Source organism: Microbulbifer mixtoriginis (SeqCode) (assembly GCF_052467515.1).
Map to the genome: position 1 here is coordinate 1,184,880 of NZ_CP174314.1, position 23,398 is coordinate 1,208,277.

The following is a 23,398-nucleotide window of genomic DNA, read 5'->3' on the forward strand; positions in this document are numbered from 1 at the left end:
ATCGTTATCCGCGATAAATAGACTTCCACCGGGCGTGGCTAGCCTGTAATCTGTTTGAGTCACAGAAAACATGCGAATTCTGTGCCTCTTTATCAGCGCGGTCTTGGATCGGAATCTCGCAAAGTCGGAATCTCCACAGAGAGAGTAGAGCGGCGGGATAAGGCAGTACCGATTGCGATAAGTCCGTTGTTGTAGATAAAAACAATAAAACAATGGAGAGAAAACATGGGAAGTCCGTCAAAACTTAAGCAGCATTCCGCTCTGCTTTCCGCCTGTTCTGTAGCGACTCTTTGGTTGGCCAGTGGTGCGACCCCCAGCTTTGCCGCTGAGGGTTCGGTAGGTACTCTAATGGAGGAGGTGCAAGTCACCGCCCGCAAACGCGCCGATGCAGAAATCCTGCAGGAGGTTCCCGTAGCGGCCACCGCCTATTCTGGCGATCAGTTAGAGGCTCTGCACACCAAGGATCTGCAAAGCCTTTCCTTCAAAATGCCCAATGTTCAATTGGAAGATGTGGGCACGGTAAAAAATACCGCAAACTTCACAGTACGCGGCCTGGGTATCAATAGTTCTATTCCCTCTATTGATCCTACCGTCGGTGTGTTTGTGGACGGTATGTATCTGGGTGTGAACGCCGGTGTGGTGACCGACCTGTTCGACCTGGAAGGTGTTGAAGTCTTGCGGGGTCCACAGGGCCTGCTATTTGGCCGCAATGTAACTGGTGGTGCAGTGGTCATAAAGACTGCCCGCCCCACGGATGAATTTTCTACACGCTTTAAAATATCCACCACCGACAATCTCGATACTGTCGCAGCCGGCTCCATTAACGGCGCCATTTCCGATACGGTCAACGGCCGTTTAACGGTTTATTACAACGATGACCGCGGATGGTTCGAAAACGTTGCCACTAACAACGACAATGCCGGCGCTTCCGACAGCTGGTTTATTCGGCCAAGCTTTAGTATCCAGCTGAGCGATACAGCGGAGCTATTGGTGCGTATGGAGCACGGCCGCATGGATTCTGATGGTGTGGTGGCTCAGAACCGCGGTTCTGAGCCCTATTTCGAAATAACCGACGACGGGGTTGTCCCTTGGGGCAGTCCGACCCAGATAGCCGCCTCATTAGGTATTGATGACTGGGATAATGGCAGGGATTCTTTTGAGGTGGCCCAAAATGAAGAAGGTTACCAGAAAGATGAATGGAGCCAGATCATTACCGAGTTCAATAAGGATGTCGCTTTTGGTGATGGCACCATCACCAATATTCTCGCTTGGCGTGAGTATGAGGCTCACGGGCTGGGAGATATCGACTCCTTACCGGTCACGCTGTTTCATGCAGATTCCAGTGTGGACCAGAGCCAGCTCAGTAATGAATTGCGCTACTCCGGCCGCTTTGGTCGCACCGCATTGACCACCGGTGTTTACTGGTTTAGCCAGGACGTCACCTATTTGGAAAATCGACTTCTGTTTCAGGGTCTATTCGATTGGACTGGGGGCGGTAAGCAGGACCACAGTACTTATGGCGTATTTGCCCAGGCGGATATCGACCTAAATGAGGCTTGGGTTTTGACCTTGGGGGGGCGCTACTCCAGTGAGAAGAAAGATGCCAAGATAGCCTCTATTCCTCTAAATACCTGCACCCTCAGTGGTTGTACAAGTTACGACTTTAAGGATAGCGAGAGTTGGAATGCCTTTACGCCCAAGGTTGGCTTGCAGTGGAGCGTCTCTGATGATACCCAGCTGTATACCTTCTGGACCAAGGGCTTCCGCAGTGGCGGTTACAACTTCCGCAATGCTGGTATTAATCCATTAACTGGAGGGCCTTATACTCCACAGGCTACCGATCAAGAGGAGCAGAGCAGCTTCGAGATTGGCGCCAAAGTGGATTGGCTGGATGGACGTCTACGCACCAATATGGCGGTTTTCCACAACACTATTTATGACATGCAGCGCGAGGAAAATCTTCCTGATCCATTCAGTGGCGTTGCGCAGATAATTCGCAATACCGCCGATGCCACTATTCGCGGCGCCGAGCTGGAGGCAATGGCGGCTATCAGTGAAAACCTGCTGTTTACCTTCAATGTTGGCTATGTTGACGGTGACTACGATAAGGTGCTGGGTGATCTGAATGGCGATGGCCTTGTAGATAGTACCGATCTCGGTCTTGAGATTCCCCGTCTGGCCCCCTGGACCTACGGTGTGGGCTTTATCCACGACTTGCAGTTAGGCGCCTACGGCACCCTGACTTCTCGTGTGAATTTTAATCATAGAGACGAAGCCCCTTACACCGATGATAACCGCGGTATGCTGTCAGAAGTGGATATGCTGGATTTCAGCATCGGCTATACCCCGGACAATGGTAGCTACACCGTTTCATTGTTCGGCAAAAATATGCTGGATGAAATGGCGGAGGGTAACAATACTCAGTTGCCTTACAAAATGGGTGGAGTGGGTGCCAGTTTCACACCATTGAATAAAGGGCGTGTAATGGGAGTGGAGTTCCTATACGAGCTCTAATCGCGGGACTTACCATTTGAATTAATTAGGACTTTGGTTCTCAGTTAATGCATTTCTTGGCCGGGCCACTTGCATACAGAATCTTTCGGTGATTTGTGCAAGTGTTCCCGGCCACATTGCTTTTACCCTCCTGTAATTCCCTTCTATTAGCGGTACAGTAGTGCTCAATATCTCTCTGATGGTTTCAGGGTTTGTCGCCATCACTGAATCGGGTCGTGAAGAATTTAAAGGATAAAGGAGCGAATAATGCGTGCTATTGATCTACCGGAGTATGGAGGTCCCGAGGTCATGCAGTTGGCGGACCTGCCCAGACCGGAGGTCGCCCCAGGTGAAGTGTTGGTTGAGGTAGCTGCCGCTGGTGTCAATCGTCCCGATATTGTTCAGCGCAATGGTCATTACCCTCCGCCTCCAGGTGCCTCTCCTATTCTTGGGCTTGAAGTTTCCGGTCGGGTGGCCGCTGTGGGCGAAGGCGTTGAACGCTGGCAAGTTGGCGATAAGATCTGTGCCCTAACTAATGGCGGCGGATATGCGGATTTTGTGACGGTTCCAGAAGGGCAGTGCCTACCAATACCCGGTTCTTTGTCTATGGTGGAGGCTGCGACATTACCGGAGACTTTCTTCACGGTTTGGGCCAATGTATTTGATCGGGCTCGTTTGAAAAGTGGAGAGATCTTCTTGGTACATGGCGGTAGCTCGGGTATTGGGACTACCGCTATTCAGTTGGCACATCAGCTGGGTGCCAGGGTTTTCGCCACAGCTGGTTCCGCAGAAAAATGTGTGGCTTGTGTGCAACTCGGCGCCGAGCAAGCAATAAATTACCGGGAAGAAGATTTTGTACAGGCAGTAAAAGAAGCTACTTCAGGACATGGAGCGGATGTGATTCTGGATATGGTGGGTGGTAGCTATATTGATCGTAATATTCAAGTGGCTGCGAATGATGGCCGTATCGTGAATATCGCCTATCTGCAGGGAGCCAGAGTTGAAGTGAATATGTTACCGGTGATGTTAAAGCGGCTTTCCCTTACCGGCTCGACCTTAAGGCCAAGATCCACACAGTTTAAGGCCAGTATTGCACACTCTTTGGAATCACAAGTTTGGCCATTAATAGAAGCTGGTAAAATTCACCCTCAGGTTGCTGCACGTTTCCCTTTGGAGGAGGTTGCCGAAGCACATCGGCTTCTTGAGTCTGGCAAGATCGTTGGGAAAATTGTGCTCACCTTGTGATCTTTGGAGAATCTACGTTGGTAGCCTACGGAGTGGAGTAATTGGGTATCTGCTGGATAACCCCCTCTGGGGTGTGGAGTGGTGAGCAATAGCTGATACCCGGTGCTTTCTGTAGGGGCACAGCTACACTGGCATCGTCGCTCATCATTTCTACATAGGCCTTGTAGAGATTGCTGATGTTACGCACATATTGCACGGGCTCCGATCCCCGTACATAGCCATAACGCGCACGCTTAAAATACTGGGGCTGGGCCAGCTTTAACATCGCTACTTCTACATTGTCGAACCAGACGTTGGGGTCTAGGCCCAACTGTTTGGCGAGGCGCTGTGCATCGAGAAGGTGGCCATAACCAGCGTTGTATGAGGCTAGAGTGAACCAGAGCTTGTTTACCGTGGGCAGGGAGGGGTTAAACCGGTCTCTGACCCAGTCCATATATTTTACACCGGCTTTAATGGCGCGCTCAGGTTCAAACAGCGGGGGTGGAAAGCCCATTTCCTCTGCGGTTGCCGGCATTACCTGCATCAAACCTTGCGCACCAACCGGTGAAACCGCTTTCGGATTGAAATTACTTTCCTGCCACATTTGTGCAACGATCATGCGCCAGTCAAAATCATATTTATAAGCCGATTCTTTTACCAGGTCATCATAAGGGGAGAGGTTTTCCCCTGGTATTATTCGGGTGCTAACCCTCTGCATAAAGCGTTTGTTGGGCTCAAAGTAGGCCGCATACTGTTTTTTATACTTCGCAGTTTTTCTATAGCCCTCGATAAATTTATTGAGGTTCTTCAGTAGATGCCAGTTCTGGCGTAGAACCAGCCAGCCTTGGGGCTGGGGGTCTCCGAGTAACGTACCTAGTACCAAATTGGGCTGTACTGAAGCCTCAATTTTTGCGCGCCCAGAATTTGAAATGGTGGCATCAATTAGACCGTCCGAGATCAAAGAGAAAATTTGTGATTGGGACATATCCGGCGGTGCAACCTGAACTTCTACGTCAATACCTGCGTCTCGCAGAGTTTTAGCTGTGTCAATAAAAGAAGAGTAGGCACGTAGAGTGAGTTTTCGGCCGCTCAAGTCCTGAATTTTTTCGATTGGGGGTTTATTTTTGCTACTTATGATTTGCTCTGCCGACTCTACATAGGGCTTGGTGAATACCATCCCTTGTGGCTCATAGGATGGGGTGATATTGAGTTCCGATCCGGCAAAATCCCCGCGCCCGGCCCTGAGCCAGTCCGCTAAGCTCTCTTCATACGGCACCACAATAATTTGTAGCTGCAGTTTGTGTTTGTCTGCGAAGGCTTTTGCCAATTCATAGTCAAAACCCATTAACAGACCTTTCCAAATAAAGTAGGTCGTGGGGCCGTTATAAGTAAGCAAGCGAATAACGCCAGATTTTTTAATGCCCTTCCAGTCGGTGATGCGCTCTTCCTGGGCCTTCACCAGATTTCGAGTAATAAAGTTATCCACGGTGGAATTGAGTCGCTTAGTGTCTTTGCGCATTCCCCAGGCGATATTCTGCATCTCGCTAACATAAGCCCCTAGGCGTAAGTCGTCCCTATAGTTGCGTAAATCCTCCGCAGAAAAGTTCTCGAGAATCGCGACCCGATTATTTTTCATATTGAGCATATCGATCAAACCATCGCGATTACCGTGAATAACAAATTCACGCACAGAAAGTTTCGCATCAGGATATTTGGCAATTAATTGTTGCGCAGCTTCTATATTGGCAGAGCCCTGCGGAACAATTAATTCAACATCGTTAAGTTTGCTCGGGTCGCTAATATCTGGACCGGAAGGGCCAGTAACTAGCTGCAGGCGGGATTGGCGCATGGGTACGCTGAAGTCAATGATTTTCTTGCGCGCATCGGTCACTGTTAGGTTATAGGCAATGACATCAGCTTCACCGGCAATTAGCATTTCTACTGCTTTGTCGGGGGTTGGGGCCTTAATCCACTTGGCCTCCAGCTTTAATTGATCGGCGAGTTTATTTCCCAGCTCGAAGTGGCGCAGGCTGACTACTCCGTCTCTAGGTAATAGGTTTTCCGCTGCTCCGGTCAAGTTCACGAAGCGGATGGTGCCGTGTTTTTTTATTTCCTTGAGGTCTCCGGTTTCAATGTAATTGACCTGTTGTTCTTTTGCAGGAATAACAATAGGACTTTTTTTCTCCTCGGTTGGGGTATTTGCCTGAGGGCTACTTTCTGAAGAGGCCGTAGGTTGTAGAGTACCTGAGTTCTCTGAATCTTCGGGTACTTTTGGGGAGCATCCGGCAAGTGCGAGAATTAGTATAAAAAAGTATAAAAAAATCCAGCAATAGGGGCTGATAGCTTTATAAGGGCACCTCATAGATAGCTCCAAAAGCTCTCTATGTGTGGATTATAGTGTCGTGCCTCTTCAGCCCATTTTCTGGTTTTAGTGACTGATGTTCTCTACCTTGGCGGAAAAGTGACCCCGGGCCAATTGAACTTCAATTTTTTGGTTTATTTCGAGCGTGCGGCTGTCTTTTAGAGGTTTACCCTGGGAATCCTTGGCAATAGCATAGCCGCGCTGTAAAACAGCCAGTGGGCTCACATTGTGAAGTAACTGCGCTTGGTGGTTGAGCCTGTCAGCTTTTTGCAGCAAAAGGCGCTCAGCCGCACGTTGCAAAGTGCTTTGCACAAATTTCAGCTGTTCTCCTTTTTTCTGTAATTGCCTCTGGGGTTGGTAGTGGGTAAAGGCCCGCTGAGCTGCTGCTAATTGGTTGCGGCGCTGCTGAATTTGCTGCTGGCCTGCGGCCAATAGGCGCATCTCCAAGTGGTCCAGGCGTTGCGAGCGGTTTTGCAGTTGTTCGCGCGGGTGGCGTAAACGATTACGGCTCAACATAATTTTCTGCTGTAGGTGGCGAACCTGCTGCTGCATGGCCCTATATAATCGATGCCTGCTATTTTCCAGCTGTTGATATAACTCAGCGGCATTTGCACTGGCAATTTCCGCTGCTGCTGAAGGGGTGGGTGCGCGTAGATCGGCAGCCAGATCGGAAACGGTCGTGTCTGTTTCGTGGCCTACCGCAGAAATTGTGGGAATGGGGCAGGTGGCCAGGGCCCGCGCAACAACCTCCTCATTGAAAGGCCAGAGATCCTCCAAAGAGCCGCCGCCACGCCCCACGATAAGAAGGTCGTGGCGACCGCTACGCCCAGCTTTTTCAATAGCGCCGGCGATTTGTTGCGCCGCTCCCTGGCCTTGTACAGCCACTGGCCAGAGTTCAATTTGCGCTCCAGGGTGGCGTCGACCCAATACATGGATCATATCGCGAATCGCGGCACCAGTCGGGGAAGTGATAATGCCAATATTGGTGGGCAAATAGGGCAGGGCGCGTTTTCGGGCGCTGTCGAATAGCCCTTCGGCCTGTAATTTGGCTTTGAGCTGTTCCAGTTGGCGCATCAGGGCGCCGAAGCCGGCTTCCTCCATATGTTCCACGATCAACTGGAATTCACCGCGGCCCTCATAGAGGCTAACCCGTGCGCGGATCAGCACTTCGCGGCCGTTTTGTGGGCGAAAAGCCACACTGCGGTTGCGCCCGCGAAACATGGCACAGCGCACCTGAGCGCGGGTATCTTTCAAGCTAAAATACCAGTGGCCGGAGCTGGGCACAGTAAAATTGGAGATTTCCCCGCTGATCCACAGCAGTGGAATGCTGCCCTCCAGCAGCTGTTTCACCTCCCGGTTCAAATCGCTTACCGACAGGACACTGCGTTTGCTGTTGGGAGTTGCTGGGCTGGATTGCATCTGTGCCTCTCAAGTGAAAACTGGCGGAGCAATATTGCAGTATCCCCCTTATAGGTAAAGTGCTTTACTCGTTAAATCCGATTTTCTATGAAATGCCATTTGCGCTTTTGTTCCTGAGAGGTATAATCGCGCCGATACCCAATCCCGCCTATTCGAGGTTTGAGTGTCAACAATGTCTGAATCCAATCTGCGCATCGCGCGCGAAGCCCTCACTTTCGACGACGTCCTACTTGTGCCCGGTTATTCCGAGGTGACCGCCAAGGATGTCAGCCTTAAAACCCAGCTGTCCCGCAATATCACCCTGAATATTCCCATTGTCTCCGCTGCTATGGATACAGTAACGGAAGCGCGCCTGGCAATTGCCCTGGCGCAGGAAGGTGGTATCGGCATTATCCACAAGAGCATGTCCATTGAAGAGCAGGCTCTTGCGGTGCGTGCGGTGAAGAAATTTGAAGCCGGTGTGGTAAAAGACCCGATTACGATCGAGTCGGATGCCACCGTGCGTGAATTGATTGCCCTGACAACCCATCACAATATTTCCGGTGTTCCGGTAATGGATAAAGGAGATCTGGTGGGTATTGTTACCAGCCGCGATGTTCGCTTCCTTACCGACCTGGATGTGAGTGTTGCCAGTGTCATGACGCCAAAGGAGCGCCTGGTAACTGCACACGAAGATGCTTCTTCTGATCATGTGCGCGAATTGCTGCACAAGCACCGCATCGAGAAAGTACTCGTTGTGAACGATGATTTTGAGTTGCGCGGCCTGATTACCGTTAAAGACTTTAATAAGGCAGAGCAGTACCCGAACTCCTGTAAAGATTCCGATGGCCGCCTGCGTGTTGGCGCATCAGTGGGCACCAGTCCTGACACCGATGACCGCGTAGCGGCTCTGGTAGAGGCCGGTGTGGATGTGTTGGTTGTGGATACTGCCCACGGCCATTCCCGCAACGTAATTGATCGCGTGCGTCGCATTAAGGAAATGCATCCTCAAGTGGATGTAATTGGCGGCAATATTGCCACTGGCGACGCCGCGCGCGCATTGGTTGAAGCTGGTGCGGATGCGGTGAAGGTAGGTATTGGCCCCGGCTCTATTTGCACCACCCGAATCGTGACGGGTATCGGTGTGCCCCAGGTAACGGCAATTGCTGAGGTTTCCACTGCGCTTAAAGGAACAGGGGTACCTATGATCGCCGATGGTGGTATCCGCTACTCCGGTGATATTTCCAAGGCAATTGTTGCGGGTGCATCTTCCGTAATGATGGGCTCTATGTTTGCCGGTACCGAAGAGGCGCCGGGTGAGGTGGAGCTATACCAGGGGCGTACTTACAAGTCCTATCGCGGTATGGGCTCCCTCGGTGCCATGGCGCGCACTCAGGGCTCCTCCGATCGCTACTTCCAGGATGCCAGCAAGGGCGCTGAAAAACTGGTCCCGGAAGGTATTGAAGGGCGCGTCCCTTATAAAGGCCCTCTGTCTGCCATTGTGCACCAGATGCTCGGTGGCCTGCGCTCTGCTATGGGGTATACCGGTAGTGTGGATATTGAAACCATGCGCACCCGTCCAGAATTTGTGCGGGTAACTGCCGCCGGCATGGGTGAGTCCCATGTACACGATGTGCAGATTACCAAAGAGGCGCCCAACTACCCGGTGGGCGGACGCTAAGCCTCTCGGTGAACAACTTTCAGTACCAAGCCGCAAACGGACCTTTCAGGTCCGTTTGCCGTTATTTATTCTGTTAATGAGTCAATCATGAGCCAAGATATCCACTCCAGCCGAATTCTGATCCTCGACTTTGGGTCCCAGTACACCCAATTGATCGCCCGCCGTGTGCGCGAGCTGGGTGTTTTTTCCGAAATTCGCGCCTTCGACATGAGCGAAGAAGAGATCCGCGAATATAACCCGAAAGGTATTATCCTGGCCGGTGGGCCCGAATCTGTACCGGAAGAGGGCTCTCCCCGCGCGCCAGAAGTGGTTTACAGCTTAGGCGTGCCTGTTCTGGGGATTTGCTATGGTATGCAGACCATGGCACACCAGCTAGGTGGTGCCGTACAGGGAAGTAACGTCCGCGAGTTTGGCTACGCCCAGGTAAAAGTAGAGGGCACTTCCAATCTGCTGCGCGATATCAAAGATCACCTCAACGATGAAGGTGAGGCGCTGCTGGATGTATGGATGAGCCACGGCGACAAAGTCGTGCAAATGCCAGAAGGCTTTGAGCTGATGGCCTCCACCGATTCCTGCCCCATTGCTGGTATGTACTCCGCCGACAAGAACTTCTTTGGGGTACAGTTCCATCCGGAAGTGACACATACCCTGCAGGGTATGCGCATCTATGAACACTTTGTCATCGACATCTGCGGTTGTGAAAAGCTCTGGACCCCGGCCAATATTATCGAGGACTCCATTGCCAAAGTGCGCGAACAGGTAGGTGATGGCAAGGTGTTGCTGGGTCTCTCCGGGGGTGTCGACAGCTCTGTGGTGGCGGCACTGCTGCACAAGGCTATTGGCGATCAGCTGACCTGTGTTTTTGTAGACAACGGCCTGTTGCGCAAAAATGAGGGCGATCAGGTGATGCAAATGTTTGCCGACAATATGGGCGTACGGGTTGTTCGCGCCGATGCGGAAGAGGATTTCCTCTCACGTCTGGCAGGTGTGGATGAGCCTGAAGCCAAGCGCAAAATTATCGGCAATACCTTTATCGAGATTTTCGATCGAGAAGCGTCCAAATTGCAGGATGTGAGGTTCCTGGCTCAGGGTACTATTTATCCAGATGTGATCGAATCTGCCGCGGCCAAAACGGGTAAAGCTCATGTAATCAAGTCTCACCACAATGTGGGAGGCTTGCCGGAAGATATGCAGTTTGAATTGGTGGAACCACTGCGTGAGCTGTTTAAAGATGAAGTGCGCAAAATCGGCCTGGAATTGGGGCTGCCCTACGATATGGTTTACCGCCACCCCTTCCCGGGACCGGGCCTGGGCGTTCGCATTCTCGGCGAGGTAAAGAGAGAGTATGCCGATATCTTACGCGAGGCAGACGCCATCTTTATCGAGGAGTTGCACAAGGCTGATTGGTATCACAAAACCAGTCAGGCATTTGTGGTATTCCTGCCGGTGAAATCGGTTGGTGTGGTGGGCGATGGCCGCCGCTATGAATATGTAGTGGCGCTTCGAGCCGTGGAAACCGTGGACTTTATGACGGCACGTTGGGCGCATTTGCCCTACGAGTTGATTGAGAAAGTCTCTAACCGCATTATTAATGAGATAGAGCATATCTCCCGTGTGGCTTACGACGTATCGAGCAAGCCACCGGCTACCATCGAGTGGGAGTAAGCGCTTAATCTCACTTCTTTAATGGGGCGCTTGGCGCCCCATTTCTCTATTTCCCCCGCCAAGCGTGCCACTTTCCACAGCTGAGCTCTTTACTTCAAATGGCGCTTAACTGGTGCGCACGTCTCTCGCTTTTATCTTGTAATTCACTGTAACTCGTTGATTTTTTGGGCGTTTCAAAAGCTGGTCATTTTTTCTTCAGATTGTCACATTGGCGCAACCATGGGCCTTTGCGACAGGGAAAGAATAGTTATCCTCAGAGATATCCACAGAATCTGTGGGTAGCCACTCTTCGAGAGGGTTGTAGTTGGTAATTAGGGAGCTGAAAGTGAAAGAAGGGGCACCTTTTGCACAGAGATGCCCTGGGCGGATTAAAGCTGGCGCCGGAAGCTGATCAGTGCCGCAGTAACCGCTACGTTGAGGCTCTCCACACCATTTTGCATGGGGATACGCACCAGCTCGCTACACTGCTTGGTGACCGCATCGCTAACCCCGCGGGTTTCATTGCCCAGAACAAAAATAGTTGCTTTGTTACCGGGAACCTCTGCAAGGGTTATTGAGGCATGGGAGGACAGGCCACAGATACGTGTGCCGGAATCGCGAAAATCGCTTAGTGCATCGGCCAGGGTGTTGCACCGTAGTATCTGGGTTTTAAACAGAGTGCCGGTGCTGGCTTTGATCACCAGTGGGTCAATCTGTGCGCAGCCCTTTCTCGGCAGGAGAATACCATCCACACCGCCGGCACAGGCTGATCGGATAATCATGCCGAGATTTTGTGGATTGGTAATACCGTCCAGCGCTAAAAGTTCGTAGGTCTTAGCCTCATTCTTGGGCAGGAAGGCTTTGTAGTTGCCGTAGTTGGGTAGGGCCAGATCCAGCGCTACACCCTGGTCCTGGCGAGAATTTTTCGAGATGCGGGAGAGTTCTTTCCGGTCCAAGTAGGAGATTTCTATCTGGCGCTCCTCGGCCAGAGACTCCATTCGACTGATCAGCTGGTCGCGTCGGTTGCTGCTAGCCAGGTGCAGCTTGTGTACCGGAAGTTCTGGGTCTTCCAGTGCTTCGAGCACCGGCTTGCGCCCATAAATAGTCAGTAGGCTGTCGAAAAAGGCCCTTTTTTTTAGGTATTCAGAGGAGTCTTTCACCGCATTGGCTCGCTCAGTAATTCGATCAATTTGGCCGCGCTCTCATCGGATAGCTGGCCCCGCCGCGCCAACTCTACACAGGCGAGGCCCAGTTGGCGATAGTGGTGCGCGAGTTCCGGGGCTGTGGAGGTTAAGTCTTTCAGCTGGTTGGCTACCGTTTCCAGGTCGCCCCGGGCGATCGGGCCGGTGAGAGAATTCTCCGGCCCCAGAGCTATATTGTTATGTGCAGTCTGCAGAACAATCGGCTCCAGTAACTTGAGGGCACTATCGCGGTCGATACCCGCCGCAGCGAAACTGCTCAGGCTGAGATCTATGAGTACGGTGAGATAGTTGCACGCGATCACCGAACCGGCATGGTATAGAGACTTGTGCTGGGCTTCGATGTTGAGTATTTCACAGCCTATGGCAGTGAAAGCTTCTGCTAAAGCCTTTGTTGCAGAGCTTTCGCCCTCTAGGGCGACGCTACTGCCGGCGAAACTGTTGAGGGAGCGCAGCGGATCGGCAAAGCTGTGCACCGGGTGGGCGCTGGCGATAGCGGCAGGGCGTAGCACTTCGAGCACTTGTGAGCTCAGGGCGCCACTGCAGTGGAAGGCAGCTATGTTTTCGCGTTCGCCTAGGTGGTTGGCGAGGCGTTCAGCTGTTGCGGCAATCTCGCTATCGCTGCAGGCGATTAGCCAGAAGTCTGCGGGCTTCATTAACTCCAGCGCGGCTACTGCGTGCCCGGCGCCGATAAACTCGGCGGCAGCCTGTGCGCTATCTAGACCGCGGTTAAAAATCGCTTGAACTTGAAAAAAACCGGTCTGTTGCCACAAGCGCCCGAGAGTTTTCCCCAGGCGCCCGGCACCAATAATGTTGAGTGTCTTCATTAGTTGCCGGCGAGGCAGTCCAGGTAAGCTTTAACAGCATTCTCCAGCCCCATACCGATGGCGTCTACGGTGAGGGCGTGGCCGATTGAGACTTCCTGTAATCCTGGCAGGGTGCGGTAGCGGGGCAGGTTGACCAGGTTCAGGTCGTGGCCCGCATTGACCCCCAGTCCCAATTGGCGTGCATGCTCGGCGGCGGCGCAGTGAGCGCTGAAGATTTCTTCCAGCTCCGCGCTCTGTTTTGCGGCTGCATCTGCATAGGGGCCTGTATACAGCTCAATGCGATCAGCACCCACATCTTTGGCCAGGCTGATCTGCTCTAGATCCGGATCCATAAACAAGCTAACTCGGACACCGGCGCCCTTGAGTCTAGCGATCAGGGGGACCAGGCGCGGGCCATCGAGCTTGAGGTTGAAGCCGTGATCGGAGGTTAGCTGGTCGTTGCTGTCGGGGACCAGGGTGCACTGGTCTGGTTGGGTTTCCAGTACTAACGGCATCAGGCCGGGATAGTCCCCCTGGTGCAGGGCAAAGGGATTGCCCTCAATATTGAACTCAATACCCTGGCGATCGCGGCACAGTGCAGCCAATTCGCGCACGTCATTGGGGCGGATATGGCGTTGATCTGGGCGTGGGTGTACGGTGATACCCTGCGCACCAGCATCTAGGCATATCCGACCGTGGGCAGTGACATCGGGGAAGTTACCCTCGCGGGAATTGCGGATCAGGGCGATCTTGTTGAGATTAACACTGAGAGCGATCACAGCTTATTCTCCCTTGCTGTTGGTGGCGACGGCGTTGTCACCGGTGTCTATACGTTTGGCCTCAAGGATGCGGATGGGCGTGTTGGGGGCACTTGGGTGCTGTCGATAAAGGCCCCTTGGCTGTTCTACCATCTTTTCCACAATATCCATGCCGGCAATCACCCGGCCAAAAACAGCGTAGCCGGGCTTGTCTTCTTGGGCGTCGAGCCTGGTGTTATCGACCAAATTGATAAAAAACTGAGAGGTAGCGCTATCTGGGTCGTTGGTTCTTGCCATGGAGAGGGTGCCGCGCAGGTTTTGCAGGCCGTTGGCAGATTCGTTGACGATGGGGTCTTGGGTTTCCTTTCTCTGGAAATCGAAAGTAAATCCACCACCCTGAACTACGAAGCCCGGCACTATCCGGTGGAAGATGATCCCATTGTAAAAGCCGTTATCGGTATAAGTAAGGAAGTTCTGTACGGTGACCGGAGCTTCTTTGGCGAAGAGTTCGATCTGAATAATGCCCAAGTCGGTTTTAAGTTCCACGCGCGGGTTTTTGGCCAATGCGGGAAGGGCAAGGGTTGCACAGAGTAGCATTGCAAATAGTTTACGCATCATCCTAAGTCCTTTAGGTTTTACGGCAGTGTTTCGACACAGCCGCTTTTGAGTTGGATGTAGGGCCTGGGGGGATATCACTTCCCCCGGGGCTCAATAGTATGCGATTTCGACGAGAGTGGGCGAAATCAGTTCGCCCACTCTGAGTGGCGCTTGCGCGGGCGTAGGTGCGGGGCAATCATTGCAAGGAGGGCGCCCAGTAGTACAGACAGAGCGCCATACATATACCACTTGTGGCTTTCACTGCCGGATAAGCGCTGAATTTCCGCTTCTGCCATGGTCTTCTTCTGCTTGAGTAGTTCGTGCTGGTGCAGGAGCTTCTGGTGGCGCTCATTGAGTGCCAGGGCATCTGCCGATAACGCCTTTAGGGTTTTCAGCTCGGCTGCGAGAGTCTGGCTCTGTTGCTGGGCGGACTCCAGGGAGCTACTCAGCTTGCTATTTTCTTCCTCCAGGCGGCGGACTTCCCCACCGAGGTTGCCTTCCATTTTCTCAAAGCGTGCCAGGTTCGCTTCCGCTTGTTCCAGCTTGAGTTTGGCCACTGGGTCGGAGACCAGGTATTGGCGCCTCACCCACCCCTCTGTGCCACCCTGGGTGCGCACGCGGGTCCACCCCTCTTGCGGGGCATCTTCGAGAACACTGAGCTGGGTGCCGCTGGGCAAGCCGCGGTGCAGGATACGAAATCCATTGCCTTTACCGGCGCGCATGGGCACATGTAGCTGGTCGGTGATATAGCGAGTTTCGGCGGCGGCAGTTGCCGGGACTGCGTTGAGCAGTGTGGCGGCGATCAGGCCGCACAATAATTTCTTCATTGCGATACAGCTTGTGCTTGTTGTTATTAGGGCAGTACTAATTTGAATGGCTTGACAGAAGTTGAAGCGTAGACGCCAGCAGCCATATAGGGATCGCTGTCGGCCCAGGCCTGAGCCTCCTCAAACGAGGGAAATTCGGCAACCACTAGGCTGCCGCTAAAGCCAGCCTCACCGGGTTCTTCGCTATCAATGGCGGGGTGCGGGCCTGCAACCAGCAGGCGCCCCTCGTCTTTAAGACGGTTGAGTCGGGCTAAATGGTCTGGACGCGCTTTTTTGCGCAAAGGGAGACTATCGCTAACATCTTCACTGATGATTGCGTACCACATTGTGAATTTTGCTCTTGTTAGTTGATCAGGAAATTTTGTTATTGGGCAACCATGACTTCTTCCAGCTTCAGCCCGGTAAGCTTGCCGATACGGGAAAAGAGGAAAAAGAGCACCAGCATTAAAATAATGGTGGCCGGTAGGGCGATCACCGGATAGCTGAGTGCGGTCATTTTACCCAGCTCCTCATTGAAGGCTTCCGTACCCGGAGGGCTCTGTAAAATAACTTTCGCCAGTACGTAGTTGAGTACTGAGGAGAGGAAAAAAGAGGCGGCGATCATCCAGGACGCCTGTTGTAAGGTGCGCTCAAAGGCACCCTGGTTGCCTTTGTTGGCGAGACTCTGGGCGATCTTGGCGGTATCCAGTATCTGGTCGTTGTACAAAAGTGTCTTTACCAGTGGCCAGCGAGTGTAGAGGGAGGCAACGGTGGCGATACCCAGCAGTCCTGGAATGGCGGCTTCTTTAATGGCGATATACTGCGGATCCAACTCCAGCAGGCTGATACCACCGGTGAGCAGGATGCTGATAGTTCCCAGGGCGGAGAAGAAGTTGACCTTGCCAGAGCGAATGAGGTCGCGCAGTCCGTAGCCGAGAGGGAACGCCAGTGCGACCACTAGGGCCCATTTGGTGCCAAGCCAGTCGTCCCCGGAGAGTTTGGTCAGGACCAGGGTGGGGATAACGATGTTGAGAAGCAGGTTGCCGAGCAGGCCCTCTTTCTTCTTGGGCTTCTGTTGGGCTACTGGGGTGGTCGAATTCGTTTCGGTCATACTCAATTCCGGTGATAATGCCCGCGGGAAGCTGGTTGAGAGGTCATATTGCAATGGCCCTCAAGGAAAATCGCTTCCCCACTGACAATACTGCTGTCAGACTCCGGTTCCTCGTGGCCGCCAAGGGAGACCTATGGTCCGGGCCCTATCCTTGAAAACACCGGTTGCGAGTAGGACAGCGCCACCGGATGATTGTTCCAAATAATAGATACTGCGACTTTTAACCCCTAGAGAGAGTGAGAGCCTGCTGTTGAGTTTCCTGCCAGAAGATCTGAATACAGACCTTGTAGACCTTCACTGCCACAGTACCGCTTCCGACGGTATTTTAAGTCCTGCTGAGCTGGTGTCGAGGGCGAAATCTCAAGGTGTGACACTGATGGCACTCACTGACCACGATACGGTGGATGGTGTGGCTGAGGCACAGGCGGTTGGTGACCAATTAGGCATCACCGTGATGACGGGGATCGAATTCTCCAGCCTTTGGGGGCGGCGCTCCGTCCATGTAGTTGGATTGAATGTTGACCCGGCAGCTGAGTGCTTGCGGCAGGCAATTGACCTGCGCGAGCGATTGCGCCAAGAGCGCGCCGAGCGGATTGCCGAACGTCTAGAGAAGCACGGTTTTCAGGGCGCTTTGCAGGGGGGGCGTGAGATTGCCGGTGATTCCGTACTGGGGCGGCCGCACTTCGCCCGTTGGCTGGTGCAAGCCGGGCACGTTGAGGACACAGCGCGGGCATTCAAGCGCTATCTGGGCGCCGGCAAGATCGGTGATGTGCGCGTGGAATGGCCACAATTGCAAGAGACTGTTGAAACTATACAGTCTGCTGGTGGTGCGGCAGTGTTGGCACACCCTCTCAAGTACAGTCTCACTCGAACCCAATTACTGCGTCTGCTGACAGAGTTCTACCGCAGTGGCGGGAATGCTATAGAGCTGCTCTGCGGTCGGCAGAACCCCACGCAGACCAGAGAACTGCGCACCCTCATGGCGTTGGCCGTTGGCGATTCCTGCAAAGCTCCATTGTTGAGCTCTTTGGGAAGTGATTTCCACCAGCCGGAGCAGCCCTGGAGGGAACTGGGCTGTGTGCGTTTACCCGAAGACGTCGAGCCGGTGTGGAATCTGTGGCACACTCTGCACCGGGATCGACCTGGGGAAGCAGTATCTGCCTGACGGTGTGAATTTTCATATCACAACAGAGGGGGAGTCGGCATTGGTCGAACCCTAATCCCCGGCGGGTATCAGAGCCCGCCGCAAGAGGTTTCAATTGATTAAAGCTTGGGGGCTTTGTGGCGCAGTTCTTTCAAATTCATCCGGACAATCCTCAAGGGCGGCTGATCAGTCAGGCCGCAGATATAGTGACTAGTGGGGGGGTGATTGTTTATCCCACTGATTCTGCCTACGCGATAGGCTGCCGATTAGGGGAGAAGCTAGCGGTTGAGCGGATTCGCGCCCTGCGTCAGCTGGATAAAAATCACAACTTTACCCTGATGTGTCGCGATCTTTCCGAGTTAGCCACTTACGCCAAGGTGGATAACCAGATGTTCCGCCTGCTAAAGAACCACACCCCAGGCTCCTATACCTTCATTATGCCGGCCACCGCAGAGGTGCCTCGCCGTCTAATCCACCCCAAGCGCAAAACCATTGGTATTCGCGTGCCCGACAACCCCATTGCTTTGGAGCTGATTGAGGCGGTGGGTGAGCCGTTGATGAGCTGCAGCCTGATTATGCCTGGCGATACGCAGCCGCTGACCGACCCCTATGATATTCGCGACACCCTCGAGCACCAGGTGGAGCTGGTGATTGATGGTGGCTTTTGTGGAATGGAAGCGACTACGGTAATTGACCTGACAGGCGATGAGCCCGAGCTAATTCGCCAGGGCTGTGGCGCCACAGATGAAATACTGGGCTGATTAGTGCCTCACTGGTGTATAATCGGCCGTTTGCGATTTTGAGGGTGGGGCAGGGTGTCCAGTGAAGAACTAATAGCCGAGGTGGAGGAACAGGTGCTCGCCGATGTTGCAGCTACCGAATCTGCCGCCCCTGCTGATTCGCCCACGGAAAACCCGCTCTCCGAGGAGAGCGAAGAGGGCGAAGGCCCTCTCGCACTCGTGTTGGGGGAGGCATTTACCGACCTGCCCCCAGATCTCTTTATTCCACCAGATGCTCTGGAAGTTATCCTGGAAGCCTTCGAAGGCCCACTGGATCTGCTGCTTTACTTAATCCGCCGCCAGAACCTGGATATTTTGGAAATTAACGTCTCGGACATCACCCGCCAGTATATGGCTTATGTGGAGATGATGACGTCGATGCGTTTTGAGTTGGCGGCGGAATATTTGGTGATGGCGGCAATGCTCGCCGAGATCAAGTCGCGCATGCTGTTGCCGCGCCCGCCAGCAGCGGAAGAAGAAGAGGGTGAGGACCCTCGCGCTGCACTGATTCGCCGTCTGCAGGAATACGAGCGCTTCAAAACTGCCGCCGAGGATCTCGATGAAATACCGCGCATGGGCCGCGATATCCATCAGGCCAGTGCCGAAGGACCGGACCGTAATATTACCCGGCCCGACCCAGAGGTGGATCTCAAGGAGGTATTGGTTGCGCTGGCGGATGTGTTGCGCCGCGCCGATATGTTTGAGAGCCACCAAGTGGAACGCGAAAAGCTCTCTACCCGCGAACGTATGACTCAGGTGCTGGATCAGATCCGCCACGGCCAGTTTGTGCCGTTCGTGAGTCTGTTCACCGCAGAAGAGGGGCGCCTTGGCGTGGTGGTGACTTTCCTGGCGGTGATGGAGCTGGTCAAGGAGTCTCTGGTCGAGCTGGTGCAAAATGAAGCTTTTGGGCCCATTCATGTGCGCGCAGCTAGCCAGGGCAATGAAGCCGGAGATGATGAACTTGACGAAAGTACAGATGACTCCTACGCAGAAGAGCCGGGGGAAGCACCCCGGTTTTCCGATGCCGAGAGTGCCTTGAGTCAAGACTTGAGTGATCAGGAGTCACATTCTGAAGGGCAGGTGGAGCCCAGAGAAGAAGAGTTGGAACAATAAGATGACAATCGCTCCGGAATTACTGCGCAGAATCCTGGAGGGTGCCTTGTTAGCTTCGGCTCAGCCCCTCAGTGAGGAAAAATTGTTGTCCTTGTTGGACGAGGAGGAGCGCCCCTCCGCCACAACCCTACGGGATGTGCTCGGTGAGATTGCCGAGAGTTATGCTGGGCGCGGTTTTGAGCTGAAAAAAGTTGCCAGTGGTTGGCGCTTCCAGGTGCCGGAAGATCTGGCCCCCTGGGTGAACCGCCTATGGGAGGAAAAAGCGCAAAGGTATTCCCGCGCAACTCTGGAAACATTGGCGATTATTGCCTACCGTCAGCCGGTCACCCGTGGGGATATTGAGGAGACCCGCGGGGTTGCGGTCAGCTCCCAGATAGTGAGAACCCTGTTGGATAGAGGTTGGATCAAGGTGGTTGGTCACCGAGATGTGCCCGGTAAGCCCTCCCTCTACGCGACCACCAGGGATTTCCTAGATTATTTCAATCTGTCCTCCCTGGATGACTTGCCCACTTTGGCTGAAATCCGTGATATCGAGAGCTTGAATAAGATTCTCGAATCAGAGGGGCTCCCCCCCGAGGAAATCGCGGCTGCACTCGCCGCTGAGGGAGAGGAACTTTCAGAGGGTGAGCAGGCGAGTGTGAAAACGGAAGAGGAGGCCGGCGCACTGGAAAGTGAGGAGCAGCAGGAATCTGAAGATGCGGAAACGGATACCGATGCTGAGGAGGATGCCCGGGTCGCTGCAGCGCTTGAGGAAATCGCTGCGGAGGCCAATATACAGCTAGAGACCGATGCCGAGCAGCCCGAGATAGAGACTGAAGCTGCCGAAAGTGATGATGTGGCAGTAGCTGAGTTGTCCACAGAGGCGCAAGAAGAGATCGGGGGTGCGGCGCCGGAAGATGAATGGGAGTTGGCGCAGACGCAGTCTGAAAGCCCAGAGGCTTCTGAGCCTTTGAGTGTTGACGCCGAGGAGGAGTCAACTCCGGAAAAAGAACATGAAAGCGAAATTGAACAGGACGACGACGTTAGGGAGCCACAAGCCCCTATCGCGGCAACACTGCCCAAAAGCAGCCTGTTTGGTGATATCGACACTGAGGCTGCAATCGATCAAGAGGAGCCGGGAAGTAGCGATGTCGATGAAGATTCCCAAGAAGTAGTGCAAGCGGAAAACACCACCCCATGAGTGATGGCACCTCGCCAGCAGGCGAAAAATTGCAAAAAGTATTAGCGCGCAGCGGCCTGGGGTCGCGGCGTGAGATGGAGCGCGCGATCGATGCGGGTCGCGTGACCGTTAACGGAAAAGTAGCGGAACTCGGCGAACGGGTGACCGGCGCGGACCATATTGAATTTGATGGCCAGGGCTTGCCCTCCAGCGGGGAAAACCGCTGCCGGGTAATCCTATACAACAAACCCGTCGGCGAAATCTGCTCGCGCCACGATCCGGAAGGGCGCCCCACGGTTTACGACCGCCTGCCCCGGCTGAAAACCGGCCGCTGGATATCCGTTGGCCGCCTGGATTTCAACACCAGTGGTCTGCTGCTGTTTACCAATAGTGGCGAGCTGGCCAACAAGTTGATGCACCCCTCATCGGTGATCGATCGCGAATACCTTGTGCGCATCCAGGGAGATGTGGATGAGGAGATGAAGCGACGCCTGCTTAAAGGGGTGCTATTGGATGACGGCTCCGCGCGCTTTACCGATATTGTCGAAAGCGGCGGCGAGGGCAGAAACCGCTGGTTTTACTGCGTGGTGATGGAGGGACGCAATCGCGAGGTGCGCCGTTTGTGGGAGTCCCAGGGGGTGCGCGTGAGCCGCCTGAAGCGGGTGCGCTATGGCAGTGTATTTATTCCATCCCACGTGCGTGTGGGCCAGTGGATTGAGATGGAGCCCAGGGAAATTGACGACCTGTGTATCACCGCCGGTCTGCCCAAGCTGGGCCAGCGACCGCTAACCCAGGGAGAGAAACAGAACCTGGAACGCCAGAGGCGCAAACTGCGTAAGTCACCGGTACCGGCGCAGCGTCGTAATAAGTCCTGATACGGTTACGTTTTTTTACGAAAAAGCCCGCATTCTGCGGGCTTTTTCGTGCTTGGGTGCTAGCTTTAGCCTACGGCTGGTTCTCCTTTTGCTCTTCATTTTCAGGAGTTTCTCCAGCCTCTTCTTGCTGTTGATTCTGCATCTCAGACTGTACGCCCTGCGGGCCACCACCCATGGCGTCGTCGACATCGGAGGGAATATCGGACACCGAATTACTGGTGTCATTAGTCTCCTCCTTATTGGCTCCCTCGGTTTTGGTACTGGACTCCATCAGTTGCTTGAGCTTTGCCAGTCCTTGTTCGTAGGACTCCCCCACCATTTTTTTGATGGCCAGCCCCATCCAGCGCTCCCTTGGGCCGCCACCGGTATCGGTATTAAAACTCCAGACAACCTGGGTGCCGCCGTTTTGGGGCATTAACCTGAATTCCGCGGAGGCTTCACTGCCGTCACCAAAATTAAGCTTGTTGAGTACTGTTGAGTCCGGCGTGCTGGCGATGATGGTCTGGGTTCCGCTGCCCTCTTTGGAGTTTTCACCATGCCAGCTCATGGTTGCCCCTACCCCCGTTTCTGGACCGCTGTATTTATATTCCATGGCGGGATCTATATGCCGCCAGGGGGACCAGCTGTTGAATTTTCGATAGTCGTTGACGTAGGGGAATATGGTTTGGGGTGGTTTGTCGATGTAGATACTGCGCTCCAAGGAGACTTCTCGGGGAAACAGATAACCGGCTAGGAGCAGTAGTATCAGAAATACGAAGATATAGAGTATCCAGCGCATAGCGGGGCCCTTTGATATTTTCGGGATCGCTGACCCCGATTGCCGGCGAATAGCCGGCACTAGTCAAGGTTATAGCAGTTCCTCTGCGGTTTAATCGTCGCTGAGATGGATAAGTGGCAGCTTGATCTCGACACAGAGGCCGGCACCGGGGTGATTGCGTGCGGTAATGCTGCCACCGTGATGCAATATCGTGCGCTGGGCGATAGCCAGTCCCAGGCCAAAACCACCACTCTCGCGAGTGCGGGCGCTGTCCGTGCGGTAGAAGGGGCGGAATATGGCTTCTAGGTCGGATTCTTCCACGCCGGAGCCAGAGTCGATTACAGAGATGCTGCAATTGTCTGTGGACTCCTGCACCAGTACCCGCACCAGTCCGTGGCTGGGGCTGTATTTGATCGCATTGCGCAAGATATTCTCTAGCGCTGCGGTCAGGGAGCTGCCGCGAGTAGCGACAAGCAGCTCTTCACCACTGACGCTCATATCAAAGCCGAGATGTTTATCCGTCGCCTCGATCTGCAGGTCGTCGATCAGCGCTGAGAGTAAACTGTTGAGCTCTACTACGTCATCCAGTGGGCGCTGCTCCTGGTTGCTGACCGGCAAGGAGAGAACGTCGGCGATAATATCTTCGAGATAGTCCGCCGCTTTGCCGATTTTATCCAGTTCAGTATCGAGCTCTACAACTTGCTTCTGGCGGGCGATCGCGAGGGCTACCTGCAGTCGTGCCAGGGGCGAGCGCAATTCGTGGGACACATCTTTAATCAGGCGGCGCTGTTCGGACATGGACTCCTGAAGCTGGGCGGTCATGGAGTCGAAGTCCAGTGCCAAGTCGGTCAATTCATCGTTGCGGGTGCGCAGGCTGGGGGCGACCCGGTAATCCAATCCTCCGGCGGCGACACGCTTGGTGGCGGCGCGCAGTTGTTCTAAAGGTCGGCTCAGGTAGCTGGCCAGCCAATAACAGGCAATGCCTGAGGCAATCATCGAGAGCAGCAGCATGGGCCAGAAGTTGCGCCAAAGGAATCGCAGTAGCAGCCCCTCTTTACTATCTCCGGCAACCAGGGCAATACGTAGAGGGTCGCCTGTGCGCAGTGGCAGGAAGAAGCCCACGGTAGGTTTGTTATCCACCAGCATATGGGCCTCGCGATTACGGTAGTCGAGGCTGTTGATCAGCGGCGCCATGTTCTGTGGCAACGGTCGCCCCAGCAGGTCGTTGCCTTCGCTATCTATTGCGTAAACCCGCCGCTTAACCTTCTTCGGAGCGCGTTCCAGCCAGTGCTGAAATTGCTCGGGCCCGTGGCGGCGAGCGATACGCATATTGCGCATGACCTCTCGAAACAGTGCGGGCCCCTCCCAGCGCTCTTCCTGGCGGGGGTCACCAAACTCGCCAAAATGGGTAATGTAAATGGCGGCAACCACCATCACCATGGCGGTGATCCATGCGCCAAAAAACATTTTCCAGAAGAGGCTGCGCATTTTG

At 54.0% G+C, this 23,398-nt stretch carries 19 protein-coding genes and 1 pseudogene; 9 read left to right on the forward strand and 11 right to left on the reverse strand.

Going from position 1 to position 23,398, the window contains the following annotated elements:
• Window positions 1-225 precede the first annotated feature (225 nt).
• Window positions 226-2,514 carry a TonB-dependent receptor gene (locus tag ACJJIT_RS05040; protein WP_444886847.1) on the forward strand — a complete coding sequence of 763 codons (2,289 nt, stop codon included), beginning with the start codon at window positions 226-228 and terminating at the stop codon, window positions 2,512-2,514.
• Between the two features lie 246 nt (window positions 2,515-2,760).
• A complete protein-coding gene (locus tag ACJJIT_RS05045) occupies window positions 2,761-3,738 on the forward strand; it encodes an NAD(P)H-quinone oxidoreductase (RefSeq protein ID WP_444900174.1) in 978 nt (325 codons plus the stop codon).
• Between the two features lie 25 nt (window positions 3,739-3,763).
• On the opposite strand, the gene ACJJIT_RS05050 is transcribed toward ACJJIT_RS05045, so the two are convergent.
• The gene (locus ACJJIT_RS05050; protein ID WP_444900175.1) at window positions 3,764-6,079 is read right to left on the reverse strand and encodes a transporter substrate-binding domain-containing protein; all 2,316 of its coding nucleotides are present in this window, start codon (window positions 6,077-6,079) and stop codon (window positions 3,764-3,766) included.
• A 66-nt stretch (window positions 6,080-6,145) separates the two neighbouring features.
• The gene (xseA, locus tag ACJJIT_RS05055) at window positions 6,146-7,498 is read right to left on the reverse strand and encodes an exodeoxyribonuclease VII large subunit (RefSeq protein WP_444900176.1); all 1,353 of its coding nucleotides are present in this window, start codon (window positions 7,496-7,498) and stop codon (window positions 6,146-6,148) included.
• A gap of 172 nt (window positions 7,499-7,670) precedes the next feature.
• Here xseA and guaB point away from each other — a divergent pair, with 172 nt between their 5' ends.
• Both guaB and guaA read left to right on the forward strand, forming a co-directional pair.
• Complete coding sequence (gene guaB, locus ACJJIT_RS05060) at window positions 7,671-9,158, forward strand: IMP dehydrogenase (RefSeq protein WP_444886843.1); 1,488 nt, start codon at window positions 7,671-7,673, stop codon at window positions 9,156-9,158.
• A gap of 87 nt (window positions 9,159-9,245) precedes the next feature.
• Complete coding sequence (gene guaA, locus ACJJIT_RS05065; RefSeq protein WP_444900177.1) at window positions 9,246-10,823, forward strand: glutamine-hydrolyzing GMP synthase; 1,578 nt, start codon at window positions 9,246-9,248, stop codon at window positions 10,821-10,823.
• Between the two features lie 368 nt (window positions 10,824-11,191).
• On the opposite strand, the gene ACJJIT_RS05070 is transcribed toward guaA, so the two are convergent.
• The 7 genes from ACJJIT_RS05070 to ACJJIT_RS05100 form a co-directional block, all read right to left on the reverse strand.
• Window positions 11,192-11,962 (reverse strand): TrmH family RNA methyltransferase, encoded by a 771-nt coding sequence (locus tag ACJJIT_RS05070; protein WP_444900178.1) that lies wholly within the window; start codon window positions 11,960-11,962, stop codon window positions 11,192-11,194.
• On the reverse strand, window positions 11,959-12,828 hold the full coding sequence (locus ACJJIT_RS05075) for a Rossmann-like and DUF2520 domain-containing protein (protein ID WP_444900179.1): 870 nt from the start codon (window positions 12,826-12,828) through the stop codon (window positions 11,959-11,961). The genes ACJJIT_RS05070 and ACJJIT_RS05075 overlap by 4 nt, the downstream gene beginning before the upstream one ends.
• Window positions 12,828-13,586: a pyridoxine 5'-phosphate synthase gene (locus ACJJIT_RS05080; RefSeq protein WP_444900180.1), complete on the reverse strand. Its 759-nt coding sequence runs from the start codon at window positions 13,584-13,586 to the stop codon at window positions 12,828-12,830. Before ACJJIT_RS05080 ends, ACJJIT_RS05075 begins: the two co-directional genes overlap by 1 nt.
• Before the next feature lie 3 nt (window positions 13,587-13,589).
• Window positions 13,590-14,180 (reverse strand): peptidylprolyl isomerase, encoded by a 591-nt coding sequence (locus ACJJIT_RS05085; protein WP_444884163.1) that lies wholly within the window; start codon window positions 14,178-14,180, stop codon window positions 13,590-13,592.
• A gap of 128 nt (window positions 14,181-14,308) precedes the next feature.
• On the reverse strand, window positions 14,309-14,989 hold the full coding sequence (locus tag ACJJIT_RS05090; protein ID WP_444900181.1) for a TIGR04211 family SH3 domain-containing protein: 681 nt from the start codon (window positions 14,987-14,989) through the stop codon (window positions 14,309-14,311).
• Between the two features lie 26 nt (window positions 14,990-15,015).
• Window positions 15,016-15,315, reverse strand: coding sequence for a YciI family protein (locus tag ACJJIT_RS05095; RefSeq protein WP_444900182.1), 300 nt, complete (start codon window positions 15,313-15,315; stop codon window positions 15,016-15,018).
• Between the two features lie 38 nt (window positions 15,316-15,353).
• Window positions 15,354-16,079, reverse strand: a complete 726-nt coding sequence (locus tag ACJJIT_RS05100; RefSeq protein WP_252082700.1) for a VC0807 family protein — start codon at window positions 16,077-16,079, stop codon at window positions 15,354-15,356.
• A gap of 250 nt (window positions 16,080-16,329) precedes the next feature.
• Between ACJJIT_RS05100 and ACJJIT_RS05105 the strand changes: the two genes are divergently transcribed.
• From ACJJIT_RS05105 to rluB, 5 genes and pseudogenes are all read left to right on the forward strand, one after another.
• Window positions 16,330-17,244: a PHP domain-containing protein gene (locus tag ACJJIT_RS05105; protein ID WP_444900183.1), complete on the forward strand. Its 915-nt coding sequence runs from the start codon at window positions 16,330-16,332 to the stop codon at window positions 17,242-17,244.
• A 116-nt stretch (window positions 17,245-17,360) separates the two neighbouring features.
• The gene (locus tag ACJJIT_RS05110; protein ID WP_252082697.1) at window positions 17,361-17,984 is read left to right on the forward strand and encodes an L-threonylcarbamoyladenylate synthase; all 624 of its coding nucleotides are present in this window, start codon (window positions 17,361-17,363) and stop codon (window positions 17,982-17,984) included.
• A gap of 93 nt (window positions 17,985-18,077) precedes the next feature.
• Window positions 18,078-18,938: pseudogene (locus tag ACJJIT_RS05115) on the forward strand (segregation and condensation protein A); the annotation flags it as partial.
• Between the two features lie 178 nt (window positions 18,939-19,116).
• Complete coding sequence (scpB, locus tag ACJJIT_RS05120; RefSeq protein ID WP_444900184.1) at window positions 19,117-20,295, forward strand: SMC-Scp complex subunit ScpB; 1,179 nt, start codon at window positions 19,117-19,119, stop codon at window positions 20,293-20,295.
• Complete coding sequence (gene rluB / locus ACJJIT_RS05125; RefSeq protein ID WP_252082694.1) at window positions 20,292-21,149, forward strand: 23S rRNA pseudouridine(2605) synthase RluB; 858 nt, start codon at window positions 20,292-20,294, stop codon at window positions 21,147-21,149. Before scpB ends, rluB begins: the two co-directional genes overlap by 4 nt.
• Window positions 21,150-21,219: 70 nt before the next feature.
• On the opposite strand, the gene ACJJIT_RS05130 is transcribed toward rluB, so the two are convergent.
• Window positions 21,220-21,927: an SRPBCC family protein gene (locus ACJJIT_RS05130; RefSeq protein ID WP_444900185.1), complete on the reverse strand. Its 708-nt coding sequence runs from the start codon at window positions 21,925-21,927 to the stop codon at window positions 21,220-21,222.
• A gap of 90 nt (window positions 21,928-22,017) precedes the next feature.
• Complete coding sequence (locus tag ACJJIT_RS05135; RefSeq protein WP_444886835.1) at window positions 22,018-23,394, reverse strand: ATP-binding protein; 1,377 nt, start codon at window positions 23,392-23,394, stop codon at window positions 22,018-22,020.
• Between the last annotated feature and the right edge of the window lie 4 nt (window positions 23,395-23,398).

What these genes read in the sequence shown, in the direction of transcription:
- ACJJIT_RS05040 (WP_444886847.1), top strand. Translation starts at nt 226, where the DNA reads ATGGGAAGTCCGTCAAAACTTAAGCAGCATTCCGCTCTGCTTTCCGCC.
- ACJJIT_RS05045 (WP_444900174.1), top strand. Translation starts at nt 2,761, where the DNA reads ATGCGTGCTATTGATCTACCGGAGTATGGAGGTCCCGAGGTCATGCAG.
- ACJJIT_RS05050 (WP_444900175.1), bottom strand. Translation starts at nt 6,079, where the DNA reads ATGAGGTGCCCTTATAAAGCTATCAGCCCCTATTGCTGGATTTTTTTA.
- xseA (WP_444900176.1), bottom strand. Translation starts at nt 7,498, where the DNA reads ATGCAATCCAGCCCAGCAACTCCCAACAGCAAACGCAGTGTCCTGTCG.
- guaB (WP_444886843.1), top strand. Translation starts at nt 7,671, where the DNA reads ATGTCTGAATCCAATCTGCGCATCGCGCGCGAAGCCCTCACTTTCGAC.
- guaA (WP_444900177.1), top strand. Translation starts at nt 9,246, where the DNA reads ATGAGCCAAGATATCCACTCCAGCCGAATTCTGATCCTCGACTTTGGG.
- ACJJIT_RS05075 (WP_444900179.1), bottom strand. Translation starts at nt 12,828, where the DNA reads ATGAAGACACTCAACATTATTGGTGCCGGGCGCCTGGGGAAAACTCTC.
- ACJJIT_RS05085 (WP_444884163.1), bottom strand. Translation starts at nt 14,180, where the DNA reads ATGCGTAAACTATTTGCAATGCTACTCTGTGCAACCCTTGCCCTTCCC.
- ACJJIT_RS05090 (WP_444900181.1), bottom strand. Translation starts at nt 14,989, where the DNA reads ATGAAGAAATTATTGTGCGGCCTGATCGCCGCCACACTGCTCAACGCA.
- ACJJIT_RS05095 (WP_444900182.1), bottom strand. Translation starts at nt 15,315, where the DNA reads ATGTGGTACGCAATCATCAGTGAAGATGTTAGCGATAGTCTCCCTTTG.
- ACJJIT_RS05100 (WP_252082700.1), bottom strand. Translation starts at nt 16,079, where the DNA reads ATGACCGAAACGAATTCGACCACCCCAGTAGCCCAACAGAAGCCCAAG.
- scpB (WP_444900184.1), top strand. Translation starts at nt 19,117, where the DNA reads ATGACAATCGCTCCGGAATTACTGCGCAGAATCCTGGAGGGTGCCTTG.
- rluB (WP_252082694.1), top strand. Translation starts at nt 20,292, where the DNA reads ATGAGTGATGGCACCTCGCCAGCAGGCGAAAAATTGCAAAAAGTATTA.
- ACJJIT_RS05130 (WP_444900185.1), bottom strand. Translation starts at nt 21,927, where the DNA reads ATGCGCTGGATACTCTATATCTTCGTATTTCTGATACTACTGCTCCTA.
- ACJJIT_RS05135 (WP_444886835.1), bottom strand. Translation starts at nt 23,394, where the DNA reads ATGCGCAGCCTCTTCTGGAAAATGTTTTTTGGCGCATGGATCACCGCC.